Genomic DNA, 16,596 nt, shown 5'->3' with positions numbered 1-16,596 from the left:
GTGCTCGAAAGAATCAAAGTCTGCTTCACGGAAAGTATTCAAACCCAGATTGCCGCAGCGGAAGCTCTGCCAGATGCCATCTCCCGTGCAGCTATGACGCTGGTTCAGTCGCTGCTTAACGGCAACAAAATACTGTGCTGTGGTAACGGCACATCTGCTGCCAATGCACAGCATTTTGCTGCCAGTATGATCAATCGCTTCGAAACCGAGCGTCCGAGCTTACCGGCCATTGCACTTAATGCCGATAATGTGGTCTTAACCGCTATCGCAAACGACCGTTTGCACGAAGAAGTCTATGCCAAACAAGTACGTGCGTTAGGTCATGCGGGAGATGTGCTGCTTGCCATCTCAACCCGTGGCAACAGCCGTGATATCGTAAAAGCGGTTGAAGCGGCAGTCACACGCGATATGACCATTGTTGCGCTAACGGGCTATGACGGCGGTGAACTAGCCGGGCTGTTAGGGCCGCAGGATGTGGAAATCCGCATCCCTTCACATCGCAGCGCGCGCATTCAGGAAATGCACATGCTGACGGTCAACTGCTTATGTGATTTGATTGATAACACGTTATTCCCTCACCAGGACGATTAAGGAGTACAGATGAAGGCATTTAAGCCACTTGCAGTCCTTATTACCGCGATACTGCTACAAGGCTGTGTTGCTGCCGCGGTTGTCGGCACTGCTGCCGTCGCGACGAAAACCGCCACGGACCCGCGCACCGTAGGCACCCAGGTAGATGACGGTACGCTGGAGCTGCGTGTTAACAGTGCGCTGGGCAAAGATGAACAGCTTAAGAAAGACGCACGTATTAACGTGACCGCCTATCAAGGGAAAGTTCTGCTTACCGGACAAACGCAAAATACCGAGCTGGCCTCACGTGCGAAACAAATCGCGCTGGGCGTAGACGGCGCGACCGAAGTGTATAACGAAATCCGTAACATCGCGCCTGTAGGTCTGGGTACAGCATCAACGGATACGTGGATCACCACTAAAGTTCGCTCGCAGTTGCTGGCAAGCGATCAGGTCAAATCTTCTAATGTGAAGGTGACGACCGAGAACGGAGAAGTATTCCTGCTGGGCCTGCTGACTGAAAGAGAAGGCAAAGCGGCTGCGGATATCGCAAGTCGTGTCAGCGGTGTGAAGCACGTGACCACTGCGTTTACCGTTCTGAAGTAATCCTTTATTGCCCCCAATTCGGGGGCAATTCTCAATGTAGTTAAGCGTTAAAAACGGCTCAAGCAATCCATCGCCACCGCTTTAAACTCCTCGAAATCCTTACTGTCCCTGAGCCTTGGCATCGCTCTTTCGCGCAGGAAAGTGACGAATAAATCGTAAATTGCCATCGCTTCTTCATATTCGCTTTTACTGATCGCCAGCAGGAAAATTACGTGCGCCGTTTCCTCACCCCAGCTTATTCCTTGCGGGGCCAGCACGGTGTAAACAACGGTTTTATTGGCCATCAATCCCAGCGAGTGCGGTAGCGCGATGCCTTCACCGAGCATGGTGCTGACAATCGCCTCGCGTTCCATAACTGACGGATAGAAGTCCTCATCGACATAGCCTTCACGCTCAAGCTGCTCGCACAGCGTGCTGAACAGTTGCTGCTGACTCATCGGTTCATCAATCACCACGAAGTGGCTTTCATCAAAGTATTTCGCCAGCATATAAGGCCGGGTTCTGTCTACCAGCACCAGCTTTCCAAGCTGTTCGAGCTGATATTCCGTCGGAAAAGGCGCCATCGTCACGACAGGTTTTTCTTTCTCGTTTATACGCGCGGTGGAAATAACAAAGTCCTCGTCAACGCTTTCGAGCTGTTCGTAGTCACGCAAAGAAATAATACGTTTCACCTCGATTTGCGGGTACTTACGCAGCAGCATCGCCTGAATCATCCGCACCGTGGAGTTTCCAGTATCACACACCAGTAACGCTCGCGGATGGCGCTGATAGCCGATGTTGTAATGCCTTTCCAGCCCCACGCCAATATGCAGCACCAGGAAGCCGATTTCGTTTTCGCTGATGACATAGGGCGTGTATTTCCCCCAGCTTGATACCGCCGCCAGCGTCATGTCATAGGCCATCGGATAGTGCTGTTTGATGTTGGAAAGCAGCGGGTTGGGAATATTTATCTGGTAGCGTACGCGGGTGATCATCGTTTTGATGTGCGTGAGCAGGTCGGCATGCAACTGGGTATCGGTCAGCAGGTTGTAATTATAGTGCGTATTGATATAGCGCAGAATGTAATTCACCAGCGCTTCATCATCGTCGGCGCTGATGGCGCTTGGGGCCACTTCCTGAACCTGACGTGCGGCGATATGCACCTGCAGCCATTGTTCTTCCGCTTCGGAAAGCGGTTTACCTGCAAGCTTTTGAAGCAGCGCGGTAATCTGGCGCGCGGCTTCGCGTACGTCATCATCCACGTCGGCGGCGTTAAATTCTGCCAGAGGATAGCCTTCGCTGATACGACGTACCGCCACGGCGCAATACAGGCGGATAAACTGTTCGCCCTCATCCGTCAGACGAATTCGACAGCGGGTAAAACAATCGTGCAGATCCATCGCCAGTTGTTCCGGTACGCCCGCATTAAGCGCTTCTTCGGTCAACAACGGGTTTTCACTGTCTTCCTGCATGAGCTGCCAGAGCAAATCGGTTAAACATGCCCGCACCGCCGTTTCGCTGCCAAATAGTTTCATGCCGTGGCGCGGACGGGTTTCTATCGTCAGGTTATAACGGTTAAAGCACTCGCGCACTTCCGCCATGTCGCTTTGCAGCGTCGCCCGGCTGACAAACCACTCTTCGGCCAGATCTTCGAGTTTGAGCGAAAAAGCGGACGTCAGAAAACGCACCACCAGATAATACACACGCTCCGGCGAAGTACGCGGAATTCGCAACTGGCGAGACGGCTGGAGAACAAGCTCCTGATAGCGATCCGCGTCATCAATTTTGAGCTGATAACCCGCGCCGCGATTTAAAATAAACTGTGCGCCATAGCCGGCCATTAAAGCATTCAGCGCGGTGATATCTGCGCGCACGGTGCGTGTAGAAACCGATAAACGCCGCGCCAGCTCATCCTGAGGCAGCGTCTCGTTTTGGAGCATATCAAAAAGCTGGGCCAGACGAAGATTTGGGAATCTCACAGCAGTTTCCTTTCATTAAGCGGGCGCGTGGGCACGACCGCCATAGCTATTTCGCAGGCGTTAAAACTAATTGCGATGGGCTTCCTACCGCCACGTAATCCTCAACGAAAGTCAGCTTGCCGTCCTGCGGCGCAACGCTGAAACGTGTAATGTTGTCGCTACGCTGATTCATGGCGTAAAGGTATTTACCGCTGCTGTCGAGCGTTAAGGTGCGCGGATAATCACCCCGCGTCCAGATATCGTCCCGATGCGTCAGCGTGCCATTTGCCGATACGGTGAAGTGCGCGATGCTGTTGTGCAAACGGTTAGCGACGTAAAGCTGCTTACCATCATGGCTCAATACCAGGCCCGCCGCAAAGCTGGTTCCTTTGTAGCCTTTTGGCAGCGCGGACACGGTTTTGCCTTCGGTTAAGGTGCCTTTGGCCGCATCGAGTTGATAGTAAGTCAGCGTAGAGGACTCTTCGTTAATCAACCACAGACCCTCGCCCTTTGGCGTAAACACAAAGTGACGCGGGCCCGCCCCTTTAGATGAAGCGGCGATAAACGGCGGATCGTTTGGCGTAAGCTTGCCGCTTTCATTATCAAAACGGTACTGGTAGATGCGATCTAAACCAAGATCGGTGGAAAAAACGAATTTCCCGCTCGGATCGGCGCCGATCATATGCGCATGCGGACCATTATGATCGCTTACCGCAAAGCTGCCGTCCACGGCGGCCTCCGGCTTCGCAGCTCCGGGCTGGCCTTCATCCTGTCGGGTATCGCTTGCTTCACTCAGGCTGCCGTCTTCTTTCACCGGTAATACGGCGATGGTCCCGCTGATGTAGTTGGCAACCAACAAATGACGGCCGTCTGGCGTAAGCGACAGATAAACCGGCCCGGCTCCTCCAGAAGAAACCTGGTTTAGTTCTGTAAGGTTGCCCTCTTTCCCAACACGCAACGCCGCAATAACGCCCTTTTCCGCTTCGCTCGCCACATACAACGTTTTCCCGTCTTTTGAAGCGGTTAACTGCGCAGCATTAGGTAACTCACTGACCAGGGTTTTGTTACTCAACGCGCCGGTTTTCGCATCAACCTGAAAGCGATAAACCCCTTCGCCGTTCGGATTGTAAGTGCCAACCCAGGCGAACTGCGCCTGAGCCGAACCGGCGATCATGGCTAATGAAGCAATAAGAAGATTACGTGTTGCAGGCATTGAAGATCCTCGTTGTTGTTTGGCCCTCTTCCTTTAAGGAGGAAGAGGGATGCGGGTAAAAAACTACCCAACCAGCTTCTTCGTCATTTCCAGCAGCGTAGCCACGTCTTCCGGGCGCGTATTGCCGGTCGCTTTATCGATTATCGAGCTGTAAATATGCGGGATGACTTTGCTCACCCCCGCTTCCAGCGCGATCTGCAGAATTTCTTCGTAGTTCTCCAGATCGATTCCACCGGTCGGTTCCAGCCAAAAATCGTGTTTCGCGCAGGCCTCAGCTACCGCTTTAAATTCATCGCGGCATTTCAGTCCCCCCATCGGGAAATATTTGATTGAGCTGCCGCCCATATCTTTCAGCAACTTAATGGCCGTTTCAACCGGAACGATACCCTCCAGGGCGGTTGAGCTAAGCGGTCCGGTGGAGATTTTTACCATGCCAACGGTGCCGGTCGGGGAAACCAGACCGTTGACCACGGTTTCACTCTGGCCGAGCAGAGCGCGGGAGGTTCCCACGCCGGTAAATACCTGATTTACATGCTGCGGTTGTACCTGACGGGAGATTTCGCTCACCATCGCCGACTGATTCGGATCGCCCGCGCCAAGGCCCACGGAAAGCGCATTTTCGATAAGCGCCGCATAATCGCGCATATCCGCCACCGCAGTTGCAACATCCGGATAATTTTTAGAAAGCACGCCCACCAGCACATGGCCCTGCGCCGCCTGGTAAATCTCTTTGGCATTCTCTTTCGAACCTGCCAGTACGTTCAGGCACACGCGATCGCGATAAAAATTTGGGGTCTGTTTCATGCCTGCTGCTCCTTGCTGATATTCGCTTTAATGCAGCGATAAATAATGTCTAATTGCTGTGGGCTAACGCTGCGCACGTCCGCTTCAATAATCCCTTCGTTGGCTTTATAGCCACGGAAATAAATCGCGTATTCGCCCTGCTTAAGCGCGCTTACCAGTTCACCGGTGCTGATGCCGATGGCGGCTTCATCAAACTTAATTTCGCTACGGGCGATGTCACGGCCTGCGGCGTCCCACACTACGCGGGCGCTGACGCCATCAAGCGTATTCAGACTGTCGATAAACGGCGTCATTTTCTGCACCATTTGCTCGCCCGTTTCTTTCTCCGCGGTGAGATAGTGCTCAATGGCGCAGGTCAGGCCAAGAATGCCCTCTTTGCCCACTTTCATTGCGCGTCCGATGCCGCCGGTTTGCAGTTTCACCCACTCTACGTACTGTTCTTTACCGATAACCAACCCGCTGGTAGGCCCTTCAATGGCCTTCGCGCCGCTGTAAATCACCAGGTCCGCGCCCGCACGGTAGTAGCACTGCAAATCTTCTTCGGCCGCAGCATCAACAATCAACGGTAGATTATGTTTACGCGCCACAACCACGGCCTGCTCGACGCTGAGCATACTTTTTTGCACCGAATGGTGAGATTTGATGTACAAAATCGCGGCCGTGCGCGGAGAAATCGCCGCCGCTAACTGATCTGCGGAACACTCATTGGCATAACCAGCTTCCACGACTTTGCCGCCGCCAAGGTTCACCATGGTGCCAACCGGCGCGCCAAAGTTCACGTTATGACCTTTAGGCAGCACGATTTCGTTGTTTTCAAGCGGGGCGGCATGCAGATTTTCAATCAGCCACTGGTTGTCTTTAACCAGCACCGCCGCCACAGATTGGGCAATGCCGGCAGAAGCGCAGGACACCACGGTCGCCGCTTCCACATCCAGCAGTCTTGCGATGTACTCGCCGGTTTTGTTGACCAGATCTTTCATTTCAAAATAGTGATTCATGCCGGTAGTAACCGCTTCCACAACTTCTGGTCGCGGGGTGGAAACGCCCAGCGCAGTCATACGGCCTGATGCGTTAATCACCTGTTTTAAGTTGTATTTCTCATAAATCGAAGACATGTTCTGCTTTTCCTTGTTCGGTAGTAAACCACTTGCCGGCACGTACGGCGGCAAGCGGCGACAGCAACAGTTCGCCAGTAAGCGTTTGCTGTTCAGAATCCGTGAACATCGTCGGCTGGCGGCGTAATTCAAAGATGGTCAGATCGCCATCCAGGCCCACGGATAAGCGCCCTTTGTGCTTCAGACGCAGGCCGTCTGCTGCGTTAGAAGTAACGCAATCAATCACTTGCTGCAGAGAAAGCCCGATAGAAAGGAATTTGGACATCACCGCGCCGAGGCTGTGAACCGGCCCGTTAATACGGTTACGGCAGTAAATATCGGAGCTGATGGTATGCGGGAAGATGCCCTGTTTAATGGCGATTTTCGCCACTTCAAAGCTGAAGCTGGCGGTGCCGTGGCCCACGTCCAGCCGCACGCCGCGCTGAATGGCGTTGGCAATGGAGGCTCGCAATTCGCCCGCAGGCGTGAGGATACGGTTCGGCTTGCCGTTATAGCAGTGCGTGATGATATCGCCGCTGGTCAGCAAACCAGCAATTTCATCCAGATCCGGCGGATTATTGCCAATGTGCACCATCAAGGGTAACTCGCCGTTTTCACGCTGAATTTCTTTCGCGCGTTCCAGGGGTTTAATGCCGTTGTCGCCCACCACGCTGCTGCTCATGCGCGCTTTAATACCCACGATAAATCCGGGATGGCGCTTCACCGCATCGCGCACGGCCGCTTTGTCGATATTCGCCATATTCGACAACTCGTTCTGGGCGATTAACCCTACGCGGGAAATATTCAGCAACGCATAAACATCCGTCGCCGCTTTGCGGGTTAGCTCATAAAACTCATCAATATCGTCCGCGCCAGTGCTTCCAGCATCCACAACGGTTGTCACGCCGGTATTGATGCCGATGCTGTCTGGCTCGTCGTGATAAATCGGGGATTTTTGGTAGCAGTGAACGTGGGAATCAATCCAGCCTGCGCTGACGTAATACTCGCCGTTTAACGCCCGCACCTCATGCGCCTCACCGGTAACCTCACCCAGCGCGGCAATTTTGCCGTCTTTAAGCGCGATATCGATAACCGTATCGTCCACGAGGCGAGCCTGACGCAGGATCAGATCGAACATAATTTTCTCCTTTGTTGGTGGGTGGCGCTTCGCATACCCACCCTACGTATCGATTCGTCGGGCGGATAAGCAACGCGCCATCCGCCGCCACATAGCCTTACAAAGCGACCGGGAAAATAGCCCCTAAAATCATCGCGCCCAGAATCGCGCCGCCGGTAATTGGCTTGCCCCAGAGATAGAACAGCAGCGAGCCAATCAAAGAGCCAATGCCAATCGGAATCGAGGCGGTCATAGCGCTCAGAATAATCAACGGCCCAAGGAAACGACCTGAAGCGTTGCCCGCGCCCATCATCACGTCCGCGCCGTAGGTGGAATCGCTCTGGTTGATGGTGAATTTACGCGCAAGAATAATCAGGTAACCTATCGCCAGGCCGATAATCAGCCCTGTCACCAGAGAGGCGGCAAAGTTAGCGACCGGGAAGACGAAGCCTGCGCCCAGCAGCAGCGCCGGAACGCCCAGCCCCACGCCGGTTTGAATCGCACCGCCGATGTCCAGAATCCCCACCAGCGAACCTTCGATAATGCGCGCAAACAGGAAGCTGGCGCCAAATGCCGCTACCGCGCCATAAACACCGGTATCAATCCCGGCGCGCAGCATGGAGACGAACGCCACTTCGTTAAACGCCCCGATGCCGTACAGGTAATACATATGTGTTCCGGCGAACACGCCGGAAGAAAGCAGGCCAACAAAAATCGGGAACGACCAGTCGGCATACCAAAATCCTTTATTCTCTTCCATTGCAGGCTCCGTTATTTTCCGCTCAGGGAGTTATGAATCAGATCCAGCCAGTTCGGCACGGTCATATTGAAGGATTCAATCATCTTCATGTCGAAACCGCGGAAGAAGGCGCTCAGCACGAACAGCGCGACGATGGCGGTCATCATCACTTTGGTGACGCGGTGCCAGCCGCTCTCTTCCACGCCTTTACCAATCAGAATGCCCAGCACCAGACCCGGTACGGCGTTACCCATAATCAACTGCGCGCAGCCGCCAAAAATGGTGGCCCAGAAGCCTGATTTCTTACCGGCGTCAATCGCCGCCAGCCAGAAGATAACCGGCATCACCGTGTTCACCAGCAGGTTCGCGGCAGGCACCAGCACCTTAACGGCGGTCACCTGCAGCGCTGCCGGTACGGCGGAGGCGGTGCTGTTGAGGAACGCCACCACCACCATGCCGATAAGACCGCAGGCGATGGCCATTTTTTTCGGATCGTGCAGGGTCTCAGCGACGTTGCGGTTTTTCACCATCAACGCGGCGGCTCCCCAGTTAGGGATAATGCGGTGGTCAACGTCCTGAGTAAAAGCACCCGCCGCAACGGAGGAAGCCCAGGCGTTAAAGAAGAAACCCAGCCCAAAGGAGAAGTGAGAAGCCGGGTCGCCTTCACAAGAGTTCAGCTCGCCGAGCGTACGAAAAGCGCCCATTCCCTGAGTGGTTGGCGCGTGAAACATGCGTGCAGCTCCGGCGCCAACACCTACGCCGACGAGCCCCCCGATGATGAGCGATTTTATTAATATTATTAAGAACATCAGTCTGTCCTTTCTGTGTGATTTTAATGCGCGACGAAATCCACTTTATCGAGATTGATTGCCGTCACGTTGACGGTGACATCCAGCTCCACGCTGAACATCCGTCGTTCCCGGCGCAGAAAAAAGAACAAAAATGCCTCTTTCTTCACCTGTACCCGCGCCTGAACAACCTGCACATCCTGTGGCTCAATACGCAGTAATATATGCGGCGAGGACTTAAGCACCGTACCCTGAACGTGGTTCAGGGCGTCGGCGAAGGCTTTGGCTTTGGTATCGCCGCGCCCGCTCACTCTCACCGTGTCGGAGAAGTTTTCTTTCATACTTAACTGCCGTACTTCTTGTTCCAGGCCTGCACCAGGCGCTCGCCCAGCTCTTCTTTATCCATAAAGCCAAAGCCTAAAACGTTATTGCCTTCGTTGATTGCAGTAACGCCTTCATCCACGGAGCGCATCCCGTATTTAGCTTTGTAGCCGTGTTTGGTCTGCGCGGTAATAGCGCCTGCCCCGCCGCTGCCGCAGAAGGAAATGCCAAACGCGGCATTTTCGGCTTTCATCACGTCGCCCAGCTTCATGTCGGCGGCCACACCAGGAATGACCACTGCGCGGCCACCCGCTTTTTCGATCCCTGCTGCCACTTTCTGGCCTTTACCCAGGCGGTCGCCAATAACTACGGTAATTTGTTCCATTTGAATCTCCTGATTGTTCAAAGATTGTCTTTCGCTACTTCGAAATGCACCGACAGCAACCACGCCTCTTCAATCGGCAGGTTGCCAAACTGCTCCACCACCGCTTTCGCCATTTCCAGCGAGTCAGCAGAGATTTCCTCAAACAGGCTCTCCTCGACTTCTGGCAGCGGCTCACCGGTCAACGAACGATGCGCCATGGCTCGAACGTGGGAGGTCAGCATTTGTTCCTGCACCGCATTCGGCGTGATATTGCGGGACTTCAGCAGCGTATTGATAAACGCCTGCACCTTTTCCGTTAGCTGCATGGCTTCGGTACTCCCGGCTTCATTAACCTTTACCGCTCCGTTATTCACACTACGCACCTCATTTACTGGTATGACGTTAAGGTAGCGACGGGGGATATTTGTTTGTAGCGAGTTGTTTTCCACTTCGAAGTGGAAATAGCAGCGGTGGCAGTGATCTGTTCCACATAAAACGCCTGTATTGTGATAATTCGCTGGTTTTGTGTGATTCAGGTCACGCGATCGGCAGGCGGAAGACGCCTCAGGCAGCGAACACCTTTTGGCAAAAATTGTGACATCAGAAGGATTTTAGGGTGCGTTATTGGAAAGACTTATCGAAGAGGGCAGCCCCTCCCTTCATAAAAGGCGGGGCTATTCAGGCAGGCTTACTTCGCAGGACGGACGTTAATCTGTATGGCATCGGTGTAAGTAACGCGGATGCTTTGATCGACTTTTAACTCTTTCAGGCGCGCCTGAATATCCGGGTTATCAATAGCTATCACCTTCTGCTGCCCTTTTGGCCCTTCGAAGGTCACCTCATTCTTTTTCAGATCGATATGTTTAATTTTCAACTGCACGTTAACCTGGCGAAATGCCTCACGCCCGACGTTCGGGTTATCATCGCTCGCCTTGCTTTCTCCGGAGGTGGTGGAAGCCGTAGGCGCAGATTTATCGATGTCCGTGTCCAGCCCTACCGCCACCGATCGAATGACGGTCGTGTCCACGACATCGCCGGCTTTGAGTTTGGCCAGGTCAGAAGAGGATTCAGGAACATTGAGCGCAACCTTATCGCCCCCTTCGCCTTCAAGCACTACCACATGATTCTTCTGATCGACTGAGACAATTTTCGCCGCAAATTTATCGGCATGAAAATCCCCGGAGACGGGAAGCGTGGCGGCGTTAGCGCCCAGGGTGGTGAGAGCCAGTAACGAAAGCGCGGTCGCGCCCTTGATAAATGTCTGCATTGCTTTCATAAAGCCAAAGTCCTTCAGGTGAGAGAAATAACGATATTTTCTTTATAAATCAGCAGGCCATTACGCTGATTTTTCCAACCTCTCCGTCGCCCATTGGGGGAAGCCAGTGAATGACTTTAGTTTAAGAATCCCGGCAACGTTAGGGTTAAAGAGCTTTTTTACTGTACCTTACGCCTTATGCATTTCTGAATGAGGCCGCCCGTCACGCATGAAAATAGACGCAGAAATCACCTTCCGTAAGCTCGAGATTTTTATGGCGTTTATGGAGAAGGGAAACATCGCCCGCACGGCTGAGGCGCTCGGTATCAGCGGCGTCAGCGTTCATCGTGCCTTACATACGCTTGAAGAAGGCGTACGCTGTCCGCTGTTTATTCATAAAGGCCGAAATCTGGTCCCGCTCCAATCGGCTTTTACTTTGCTTGAGCACAGCAAAGAGGCCGTAGCCTTGATGGAACGCGGTATCGAAGAGACGCGCCAGGCGGCGGGAGTCGGGCAAGGACGGCTGCGCATCGGCACGCTTTATTCTCTTACTCTGGAAACCGTGCCGCGCCTGATTATGGGCATGAAACTGCGCCGCCCGGAGCTGGAAATGGATCTCACGATGGGTTCAAACCAGATGCTGCTCAATATGCTGGAAGATGGGGTGCTGGATGCCATCCTTATCTCCGTTTCAGAAGGTGAAATCGACCGTAGCAGCCTCGAAGCGCTGCCGCTATTCCAGGACGATATATTCCTCGCCGCCCCCGCCGCTTCTCCACTTGATACCAGCCAACTGGCCGATCTCCGCGACTTTCACGATCGGAAATTCGTCTCGCTGGCAGAAGGGTTTGCCACCTACAACGGCTTTCAGGAAGCGTTTCATATTGCGGGATTTGAACCGGAGATCGTGACGCGGGTAAACGATATCTTCTCGATGCTAAGCCTGGTGCAGGCAGGCGTGGGGTTGGCGTTAATGCCGGGGCGAATGAAGAAAGTCTATGAGAATTCGATACAGCTTCTGAAGCTTGCCGAGCCGTACCAAATGAAACAGCAAATTGCCATCGTCTTTGCCCGTAACCGCGAACTTGATCCAAATCTACTGGCGCTGGTCGCCGAGGGACGCATGTACGCCCGCTCGTTTACCGATACGCCTAACGCGTCGCTTTAGTGCGCTGAGCAAGACGCTGAATCAGCGCCACGCTATTTTGCTCGCGGCACAGCATATCGCCTTCGCGGAATGCCTGTCGCGTCAGACCCGTCAATACGCTGCCGGGAGGCATTTCGATAGCCAGGCGTACATCGCGTTCATTGGCGGCAACCATTGCGTCGCGCCAGCGCACGGTGCGAGACATGTTAAGCGCCAAATCTTCTGCGATTTGCTCCGGCTGCCACAATACACGAGCGGTACTGCCGCTGAGGTAAGCGCAGCGTGGACGGCTTAACGTTATCTCTGTAAAAGCCCGCAGCAGTTTAAGGGCTGGCTCACGGAGCAATTCACAGTGCGACGGCACGCTCACCGCCAATTTTTTGGCTTTCTGCGCGCCTTTCGCCAGCGCGCTTTGCGCAACTTTCGCCATATCCTCATCGCGCCCGGCGATAACAATTTGCTGCTCGGCGTTAATATTGGCGATGTAAGTTCCCGAGCCTTCCACCAGCGCTTCTACCTGCCCTGGCTGTAAGCCGGTAATCGCCGTCAGGCCGTAACCGTGCGGATAAGCCTGCTCCATCAAATCGCCGCGCAGGGCGACCAGGCGCAGCGCATCTTCAAATTTTAGCGCCCCTGCCGCCACTGCAGCCGGGAAAGCGCCAATGGATAAACCGCTGACCATATCCGGCTGCACGCCGTTGCGCTCAAGCTCCTGCGCCCAGGCCACGCCCGCTATCAATAAGCAAAGCTGAACGGCGCGGGTATGTTCGAGAGCTTCAGCAGTATCTAAGGCATCTGTTTCATCATTCAGAACGGCGCGAACCCGCGCCATAATGTCGCTATCTTGCGGTAACTTCTGCAACATGCCGGCACGTTGCGTTCCCTGTCCGGGAAAGGTGAAGAGGATTTTCATACTTCTCCCTTAAACGCCCACGGATCGATGACCAGTTGCGGGCCGCTGCTGGTTTTGAGCAGCACGCGATCTTCCCGCAACCATTCACTCAGCGCAAAAGCGCCCTGCGGCGTTTCGATTTGTGTATCGGCGCGGCACAAAAGCTGGCCGATGACCTGCTGCCATTCCACCAGCATTTCGCGGGTAATGGGTTCAGGGCTGCGGATAAGCAGGTCGAGATCGCTATCTGCATGCAATACCGGAACTTCCGTTGCCAGCGCGTAGCCCACGCTGCCGGTTATACCCCAAACCCAGGGCCACTCCCGTAGCGCCAACTGGATCGCGCCCTGCACTGGCGGCATGGAAACAAACGGCGAGCCGACCAGCACTGTATGAGAGGCCAGCGCTTCCGGAGAAACAACGCGCTTAATGTTTACAGCGTTCACCCATCCGGCTGCACGCTGGTCACGGCGCATTCCGCGGACACCTACTGGAATGCGCTCTTTATCATGGCTCACATCACGTCGCACCACTACCGGCAGCGCGGGGCGCCACTGGCTGATGACCCACTCTTCGCTCACTTCTTCAAGCGCTGCGCGGTCATTAAGCCAGAGCAGATCGTGAGGACGTGTTGTGTTCATGAATTACATTCCTGAAGTCAGAGAAATAAATAACGGTAACGACAGAATAGAGAGCACGGAGCTCAGCAGCAATACGGCTTCTGCATCCGGGGATTGCACGCCAAATCGGTTACCGAATACCACGCCAAAGAAACCGGCTGACAGCGCAATCATCAGGATAGCGGTTATCGCTACCGGACCGCTCAGGCCAAGCGCCAGCACAATACCCCAGGCGATAAACGGCTGAATCAGCAGCTTGGTAAGGGTAGCGGTGCAAACCATGGTATTGATTTGCAGCTTGCGGGCAGACAGGATCACACCGGTCAGGAACAGGGCGGCGGCAGTAGCAGACAGACCCAGCGGTTTGATGGAGGCCAGCAGCAGATCCGGCATGCGGATACCGATAGCAGACAACACCACGCCCAGCAGCGGTCCCCAGACGATAGGTTTTTTCACCGAGCGCCACATCAATACCGGAAGCATCGCAAGCGTAGAACCCGTTGCTTCGCCAGCCGCGCGCGCTTTTTCGCGCTCCAGAATCAGCAGGCAGAACGGAGTCATCAGTACGGAACCACAGGCGATAGACACCGCAACGGAAAGCGACGTGGCAGAACCTTCACCCAGCACGCTGCCGAGAATGGGCAGCCCCAGCGCCGCATAGTTAGGCAACGCTACGGTCAGCGTTAGTACGGCTGCATCCTGCGGTGATTTTTTGAATATTTTGGTCGCCATAAAGTAAATTGCGGCGTAGGTGATCCACATAGCCAGCACCAGCACTACAATCAGCGGCGACTGTTTGACAATACCCGCCCACGGCGTTTGAACCGTTGCGCTAAACAGCGCAGCAGGCAGCGCAAAATCCATGACGAAGATATTGAGCAGGGAAACATTTTTGTTATCGACCATTTTCGCTTTGCCCGCGAAAAAGCCCAGCAGCATAATGACAAAAATCGGAGCAAGAGCATGAACAATCACGTAAGTCATAACTTCACCTGTAGTTGAAAAAGAGTTCCAGCACTGGTGCGATGTTTATAATTTTTCAGACGATGTTATTTCTGGCGTCAGGCACGTGAATTTGTAGGGCGGGTAAGCAACGCGCCACCCGCCGGGGTATGAGCGGCGGATGCGCAACGCTTATCCACCCTACGATTTACAAATTCCGCCGCCAACGCCCTTATATATCGTCTGGCAGGTCTGTCTTTTCTGTTACCAGTCGGCGCGCATACGTTCGCGAACAAGGGCTGAGCTATGGCGATTTTTAGCGTACAGCCTGTTTTTTAAGGTGTTATCGGTGCGAGCTTCATCTACCGCAGCCACCAGGGCCGCATTCACTTTTTCCAGGTCATCGCCCTGCGGCGCTTCCGGGTTAGCAATATCAAGCAGTGCAGATAACAAGCCCAGGGTTTCGTAGTTACTGATGTCGTAGGCCATCGGCGGGATGGTTGCAGCCAGCTTTTCCAGCGCTTCTACGGTTCGCAGCGTAATGCGCGCCGCCGACTCTTTACCCATCGCATGGATCATCACCCCAGCATCGTTGATAGCGATCAGGCGGTTAGCCTGATAGCCGTGCGCCAGAAACGCCCCGGACATCGCCTTACCAACAATCAGCCCCACGACCGGATGCCCGGCCAGACGCGCATTCGCGTAAGCGCCTGCTGCGCCCGCCAGCGCCTGATGGATGCCAAAGGCCTCTTCACGACGGCCATAAGCCTGGCTCGGCACATCGATAACCGCCACGATGGCGCGCTTTTCAGCTTTATCGGCATCTTCAGCAATGGTTTCGCTAACGACTTTTGCCAGCGTCCAGCCTTCAAGCAGCCCGACTTCACCACCTGCGGCGCGTGGATAATGGTTATTTTCATCCGGCACAACGGCGATAAAGCGCGCGGCTTTCCCGTCAACGGCGCCATCTGCCACCTGAACTGACGGACAAAGCCCCGGCATACGTGGTGCGCCTGCGGTGAGCTTATCCAGCCATACGGCGGCGCGATTCAGTTTCTGGCTCATGAGCGATTCTCCCCAAAAAGCTGTTTAATCTGTTCGGCATCGGCCTGCTTGCCGGTGTCAAAATTAGTCAGGCGTTCCAGATACCACGCGTAGTTATCGGTGCGATGTTTCGCCGGTACGCCCCTGGCGATAGCGTCGTTAACCGCCTGCTTAACCGCGTTCACACCGTCGCCGACCAGCGCATCCACCAGGCCGCTCTGGTAGCGAACTTCTCCGCCGGTCATGCTCCAGATAAACGGACGGTCGCGAGAATCGTATTCATCAATACCCGCTTCCTGTTCGATAACCTGTGGCCCGTTCAGACCAAGACGCGCTTCCCGGGTCACAATCAGGTAGCTGCAAAGCGCTGCGGCAATGGACATGCCGCCGAAGCAGCCGACGGTGCCGGCAATCACGCCCACAACTGGCGTGTAGCGGCGCAGGTCAACAATCGCTGCATGGATATCAGCAATTGCCGCAAGTCCAAGGTTGGCTTCCTGCAGGCGCACGCCGCCGGTTTCCAGACAAAGCACGGCCTGAGTCGGAATGCCATTGCGGTTGTCTTCTGCTGCCAGCTCAAGCGCTGCGGCCATTTTCGCGCCGGACACTTCGCCCATGCTGCCGCCCTGGAATGAGCCTTCAATAGCAATCACTACCGCGGGCCCGCCGTTAAGGGTGCCTTTTGCGACAACCATGCCGTCATCGGACTGCGGCACGATGCCCTGCGGTCCTAACCACGGTGAAACAATACCCTCGAATGGGTCCAGCAGTTCGCGATAGCTGCCGTCGTCGAGCAGCAGACGTGCACGTTCACGCGCTTTGAGTTCGATAAAACTGCGATCGTCACGCATGGCTCACCTCTTCAAATACTTGTTCGATACGAATGCGCGCCACGCCCGGCGTTGCGCCGAAATCGTGGATCAGCATCTGCCCGGCAGGCAGGCTGCCCAGCGCGGCCAGCCGGCCAAACAGCGCCTGCCAGCGTTGCTCGCTGTTATCCACCGACGTGGTGATATCGATGGTCAGAGTCTCGCCTTCGGCGGCGGTGAACAAAACTTCCATATCGCCGGAGCCAACCACGCCGGCCAGCGCTTTGCCGCTGACGGTGCGGGTTGCCGGAAATGACAACGTAATGTGTTCCAT

At 54.7% G+C, this 16,596-nt stretch carries 20 protein-coding genes; 3 read left to right on the top strand and 17 right to left on the bottom strand.

Translation table 11 applies throughout. From position 1 onward, the window contains the following. Both diaA and dolP read left to right on the top strand, forming a co-directional pair. Nucleotides 1-591: a DnaA initiator-associating protein DiaA gene (gene diaA, locus MUA00_RS15095; RefSeq protein ID WP_034492968.1), complete on the top strand. Its 591-nt coding sequence runs from the start codon at nucleotides 1-3 to the stop codon at nucleotides 589-591. A gap of 9 nt (nucleotides 592-600) precedes the next feature. Continuing rightward, complete coding sequence (gene dolP / locus MUA00_RS15090) at nucleotides 601-1,176, top strand: division/outer membrane stress-associated lipid-binding lipoprotein (RefSeq protein WP_271123844.1); 576 nt, start codon at nucleotides 601-603, stop codon at nucleotides 1,174-1,176. 47 nt (nucleotides 1,177-1,223) lie between these two features. Here the strand turns inward: dolP and MUA00_RS15085 are convergent, their stop codons facing one another. The 11 genes from MUA00_RS15085 to MUA00_RS15035 all read right to left on the bottom strand — a co-directional run bounded on the left by MUA00_RS15085 (nucleotide 1,224) and on the right by MUA00_RS15035 (nucleotide 10,829). Then, nucleotides 1,224-3,134, bottom strand: a complete 1,911-nt coding sequence (locus MUA00_RS15085) for a BglG family transcription antiterminator (protein ID WP_271123843.1) — start codon at nucleotides 3,132-3,134, stop codon at nucleotides 1,224-1,226. Between the two features lie 46 nt (nucleotides 3,135-3,180). Then, a complete protein-coding gene (locus MUA00_RS15080) occupies nucleotides 3,181-4,326 on the bottom strand; it encodes a lactonase family protein (RefSeq protein WP_271123842.1) in 1,146 nt (381 codons plus the stop codon). Between the two features lie 63 nt (nucleotides 4,327-4,389). Continuing rightward, the gene (gene dagF, locus MUA00_RS15075; protein WP_271123841.1) at nucleotides 4,390-5,130 is read right to left on the bottom strand and encodes a 2-dehydro-3-deoxy-phosphogluconate aldolase; all 741 of its coding nucleotides are present in this window, start codon (nucleotides 5,128-5,130) and stop codon (nucleotides 4,390-4,392) included. Beyond that, nucleotides 5,127-6,245, bottom strand: coding sequence for a DgaE family pyridoxal phosphate-dependent ammonia lyase (locus tag MUA00_RS15070; protein WP_271123840.1), 1,119 nt, complete (start codon nucleotides 6,243-6,245; stop codon nucleotides 5,127-5,129). The genes dagF and MUA00_RS15070 overlap by 4 nt, the downstream gene beginning before the upstream one ends. Continuing rightward, a complete protein-coding gene (locus tag MUA00_RS15065) occupies nucleotides 6,229-7,362 on the bottom strand; it encodes an amidohydrolase/deacetylase family metallohydrolase (protein ID WP_271123839.1) in 1,134 nt (377 codons plus the stop codon). Before MUA00_RS15065 ends, MUA00_RS15070 begins: the two co-directional genes overlap by 17 nt. Nucleotides 7,363-7,459: 97 nt before the next feature. Then, complete coding sequence (locus MUA00_RS15060; RefSeq protein ID WP_271123838.1) at nucleotides 7,460-8,101, bottom strand: DUF4310 family protein; 642 nt, start codon at nucleotides 8,099-8,101, stop codon at nucleotides 7,460-7,462. Nucleotides 8,102-8,112: 11 nt separating this feature from the next. Continuing rightward, nucleotides 8,113-8,889, bottom strand: coding sequence for a DUF4311 domain-containing protein (locus tag MUA00_RS15055; RefSeq protein ID WP_271123837.1), 777 nt, complete (start codon nucleotides 8,887-8,889; stop codon nucleotides 8,113-8,115). 23 nt (nucleotides 8,890-8,912) lie between these two features. After that, nucleotides 8,913-9,209, bottom strand: a complete 297-nt coding sequence (locus MUA00_RS15050; RefSeq protein ID WP_271123836.1) for a DUF4312 family protein — start codon at nucleotides 9,207-9,209, stop codon at nucleotides 8,913-8,915. A gap of 2 nt (nucleotides 9,210-9,211) precedes the next feature. Beyond that, a complete protein-coding gene (locus MUA00_RS15045) occupies nucleotides 9,212-9,574 on the bottom strand; it encodes an SFCGS family glycine-rich protein (protein ID WP_121267746.1) in 363 nt (120 codons plus the stop codon). 17 nt (nucleotides 9,575-9,591) lie between these two features. Next, complete coding sequence (locus MUA00_RS15040) at nucleotides 9,592-9,879, bottom strand: glycine dehydrogenase (protein WP_271123955.1); 288 nt, start codon at nucleotides 9,877-9,879, stop codon at nucleotides 9,592-9,594. 362 nt (nucleotides 9,880-10,241) lie between these two features. Further along, nucleotides 10,242-10,829: a hypothetical protein gene (locus tag MUA00_RS15035; protein WP_271123835.1), complete on the bottom strand. Its 588-nt coding sequence runs from the start codon at nucleotides 10,827-10,829 to the stop codon at nucleotides 10,242-10,244. 208 nt (nucleotides 10,830-11,037) lie between these two features. Here MUA00_RS15035 and MUA00_RS15030 point away from each other — a divergent pair, with 208 nt between their 5' ends. Further along, the gene (locus MUA00_RS15030; protein ID WP_271123834.1) at nucleotides 11,038-11,976 is read left to right on the top strand and encodes a LysR family transcriptional regulator; all 939 of its coding nucleotides are present in this window, start codon (nucleotides 11,038-11,040) and stop codon (nucleotides 11,974-11,976) included. On the opposite strand, the gene mdcH is transcribed toward MUA00_RS15030, so the two are convergent. The 6 genes from mdcH to mdcC all read right to left on the bottom strand — a co-directional run bounded on the left by mdcH (nucleotide 11,960) and on the right by mdcC (nucleotide 16,596). Next, nucleotides 11,960-12,868, bottom strand: coding sequence for a malonate decarboxylase subunit epsilon (mdcH, locus tag MUA00_RS15025; protein WP_271123833.1), 909 nt, complete (start codon nucleotides 12,866-12,868; stop codon nucleotides 11,960-11,962). The genes MUA00_RS15030 and mdcH overlap by 17 nt on opposite strands. Next, complete coding sequence (locus MUA00_RS15020) at nucleotides 12,865-13,488, bottom strand: malonate decarboxylase holo-ACP synthase (RefSeq protein ID WP_271123832.1); 624 nt, start codon at nucleotides 13,486-13,488, stop codon at nucleotides 12,865-12,867. Before MUA00_RS15020 ends, mdcH begins: the two co-directional genes overlap by 4 nt. A 3-nt stretch (nucleotides 13,489-13,491) precedes the next feature. Then, the gene (locus MUA00_RS15015; protein ID WP_271123831.1) at nucleotides 13,492-14,451 is read right to left on the bottom strand and encodes an AEC family transporter; all 960 of its coding nucleotides are present in this window, start codon (nucleotides 14,449-14,451) and stop codon (nucleotides 13,492-13,494) included. Between the two features lie 222 nt (nucleotides 14,452-14,673). After that, complete coding sequence (gene mdcE / locus MUA00_RS15010) at nucleotides 14,674-15,474, bottom strand: biotin-independent malonate decarboxylase subunit gamma (protein ID WP_271123830.1); 801 nt, start codon at nucleotides 15,472-15,474, stop codon at nucleotides 14,674-14,676. Continuing rightward, the gene (locus tag MUA00_RS15005; protein ID WP_271123829.1) at nucleotides 15,471-16,304 is read right to left on the bottom strand and encodes a biotin-independent malonate decarboxylase subunit beta; all 834 of its coding nucleotides are present in this window, start codon (nucleotides 16,302-16,304) and stop codon (nucleotides 15,471-15,473) included. Before MUA00_RS15005 ends, mdcE begins: the two co-directional genes overlap by 4 nt. Beyond that, the gene (gene mdcC / locus MUA00_RS15000; protein WP_271123828.1) at nucleotides 16,297-16,596 is read right to left on the bottom strand and encodes a malonate decarboxylase acyl carrier protein; all 300 of its coding nucleotides are present in this window, start codon (nucleotides 16,594-16,596) and stop codon (nucleotides 16,297-16,299) included. The genes MUA00_RS15005 and mdcC overlap by 8 nt, the downstream gene beginning before the upstream one ends.

Source organism: Dryocola boscaweniae (genome assembly GCF_025215095.1).
GTDB classification, from domain to species: Bacteria; Pseudomonadota; Gammaproteobacteria; order Enterobacterales; family Enterobacteriaceae; genus Dryocola; species Dryocola boscaweniae.
This window is presented reverse-complemented; position numbering and strand designations above follow the sequence as displayed.

Bases quoted from the DNA above. Each gene is read 5' to 3' on its own strand.
- mdcC (WP_271123828.1), bottom strand. From the start codon at position 16,596: ATGGAACACATTACGTTGTCATTTCCGGCAACCCGCACCGTCAGCGGC.
- mdcE (WP_271123830.1), bottom strand. From the start codon at position 15,474: ATGAGCCAGAAACTGAATCGCGCCGCCGTATGGCTGGATAAGCTCACC.
- MUA00_RS15035 (WP_271123835.1), bottom strand. From the start codon at position 10,829: ATGAAAGCAATGCAGACATTTATCAAGGGCGCGACCGCGCTTTCGTTA.
- MUA00_RS15080 (WP_271123842.1), bottom strand. From the start codon at position 4,326: ATGCCTGCAACACGTAATCTTCTTATTGCTTCATTAGCCATGATCGCC.
- MUA00_RS15050 (WP_271123836.1), bottom strand. From the start codon at position 9,209: ATGAAAGAAAACTTCTCCGACACGGTGAGAGTGAGCGGGCGCGGCGAT.
- MUA00_RS15005 (WP_271123829.1), bottom strand. From the start codon at position 16,304: ATGCGTGACGATCGCAGTTTTATCGAACTCAAAGCGCGTGAACGTGCA.
- mdcH (WP_271123833.1), bottom strand. From the start codon at position 12,868: ATGAAAATCCTCTTCACCTTTCCCGGACAGGGAACGCAACGTGCCGGC.
- MUA00_RS15065 (WP_271123839.1), bottom strand. From the start codon at position 7,362: ATGTTCGATCTGATCCTGCGTCAGGCTCGCCTCGTGGACGATACGGTT.
- MUA00_RS15045 (WP_121267746.1), bottom strand. From the start codon at position 9,574: ATGGAACAAATTACCGTAGTTATTGGCGACCGCCTGGGTAAAGGCCAG.
- MUA00_RS15055 (WP_271123837.1), bottom strand. From the start codon at position 8,889: ATGTTCTTAATAATATTAATAAAATCGCTCATCATCGGGGGGCTCGTC.
- MUA00_RS15030 (WP_271123834.1), top strand. From the start codon at position 11,038: ATGAAAATAGACGCAGAAATCACCTTCCGTAAGCTCGAGATTTTTATG.
- MUA00_RS15040 (WP_271123955.1), bottom strand. From the start codon at position 9,879: ATGCAGCTAACGGAAAAGGTGCAGGCGTTTATCAATACGCTGCTGAAG.
- MUA00_RS15060 (WP_271123838.1), bottom strand. From the start codon at position 8,101: ATGGAAGAGAATAAAGGATTTTGGTATGCCGACTGGTCGTTCCCGATT.
- dolP (WP_271123844.1), top strand. From the start codon at position 601: ATGAAGGCATTTAAGCCACTTGCAGTCCTTATTACCGCGATACTGCTA.
- MUA00_RS15015 (WP_271123831.1), bottom strand. From the start codon at position 14,451: ATGACTTACGTGATTGTTCATGCTCTTGCTCCGATTTTTGTCATTATG.
- dagF (WP_271123841.1), bottom strand. From the start codon at position 5,130: ATGAAACAGACCCCAAATTTTTATCGCGATCGCGTGTGCCTGAACGTA.
- MUA00_RS15020 (WP_271123832.1), bottom strand. From the start codon at position 13,488: ATGAACACAACACGTCCTCACGATCTGCTCTGGCTTAATGACCGCGCA.
- MUA00_RS15070 (WP_271123840.1), bottom strand. From the start codon at position 6,245: ATGTCTTCGATTTATGAGAAATACAACTTAAAACAGGTGATTAACGCA.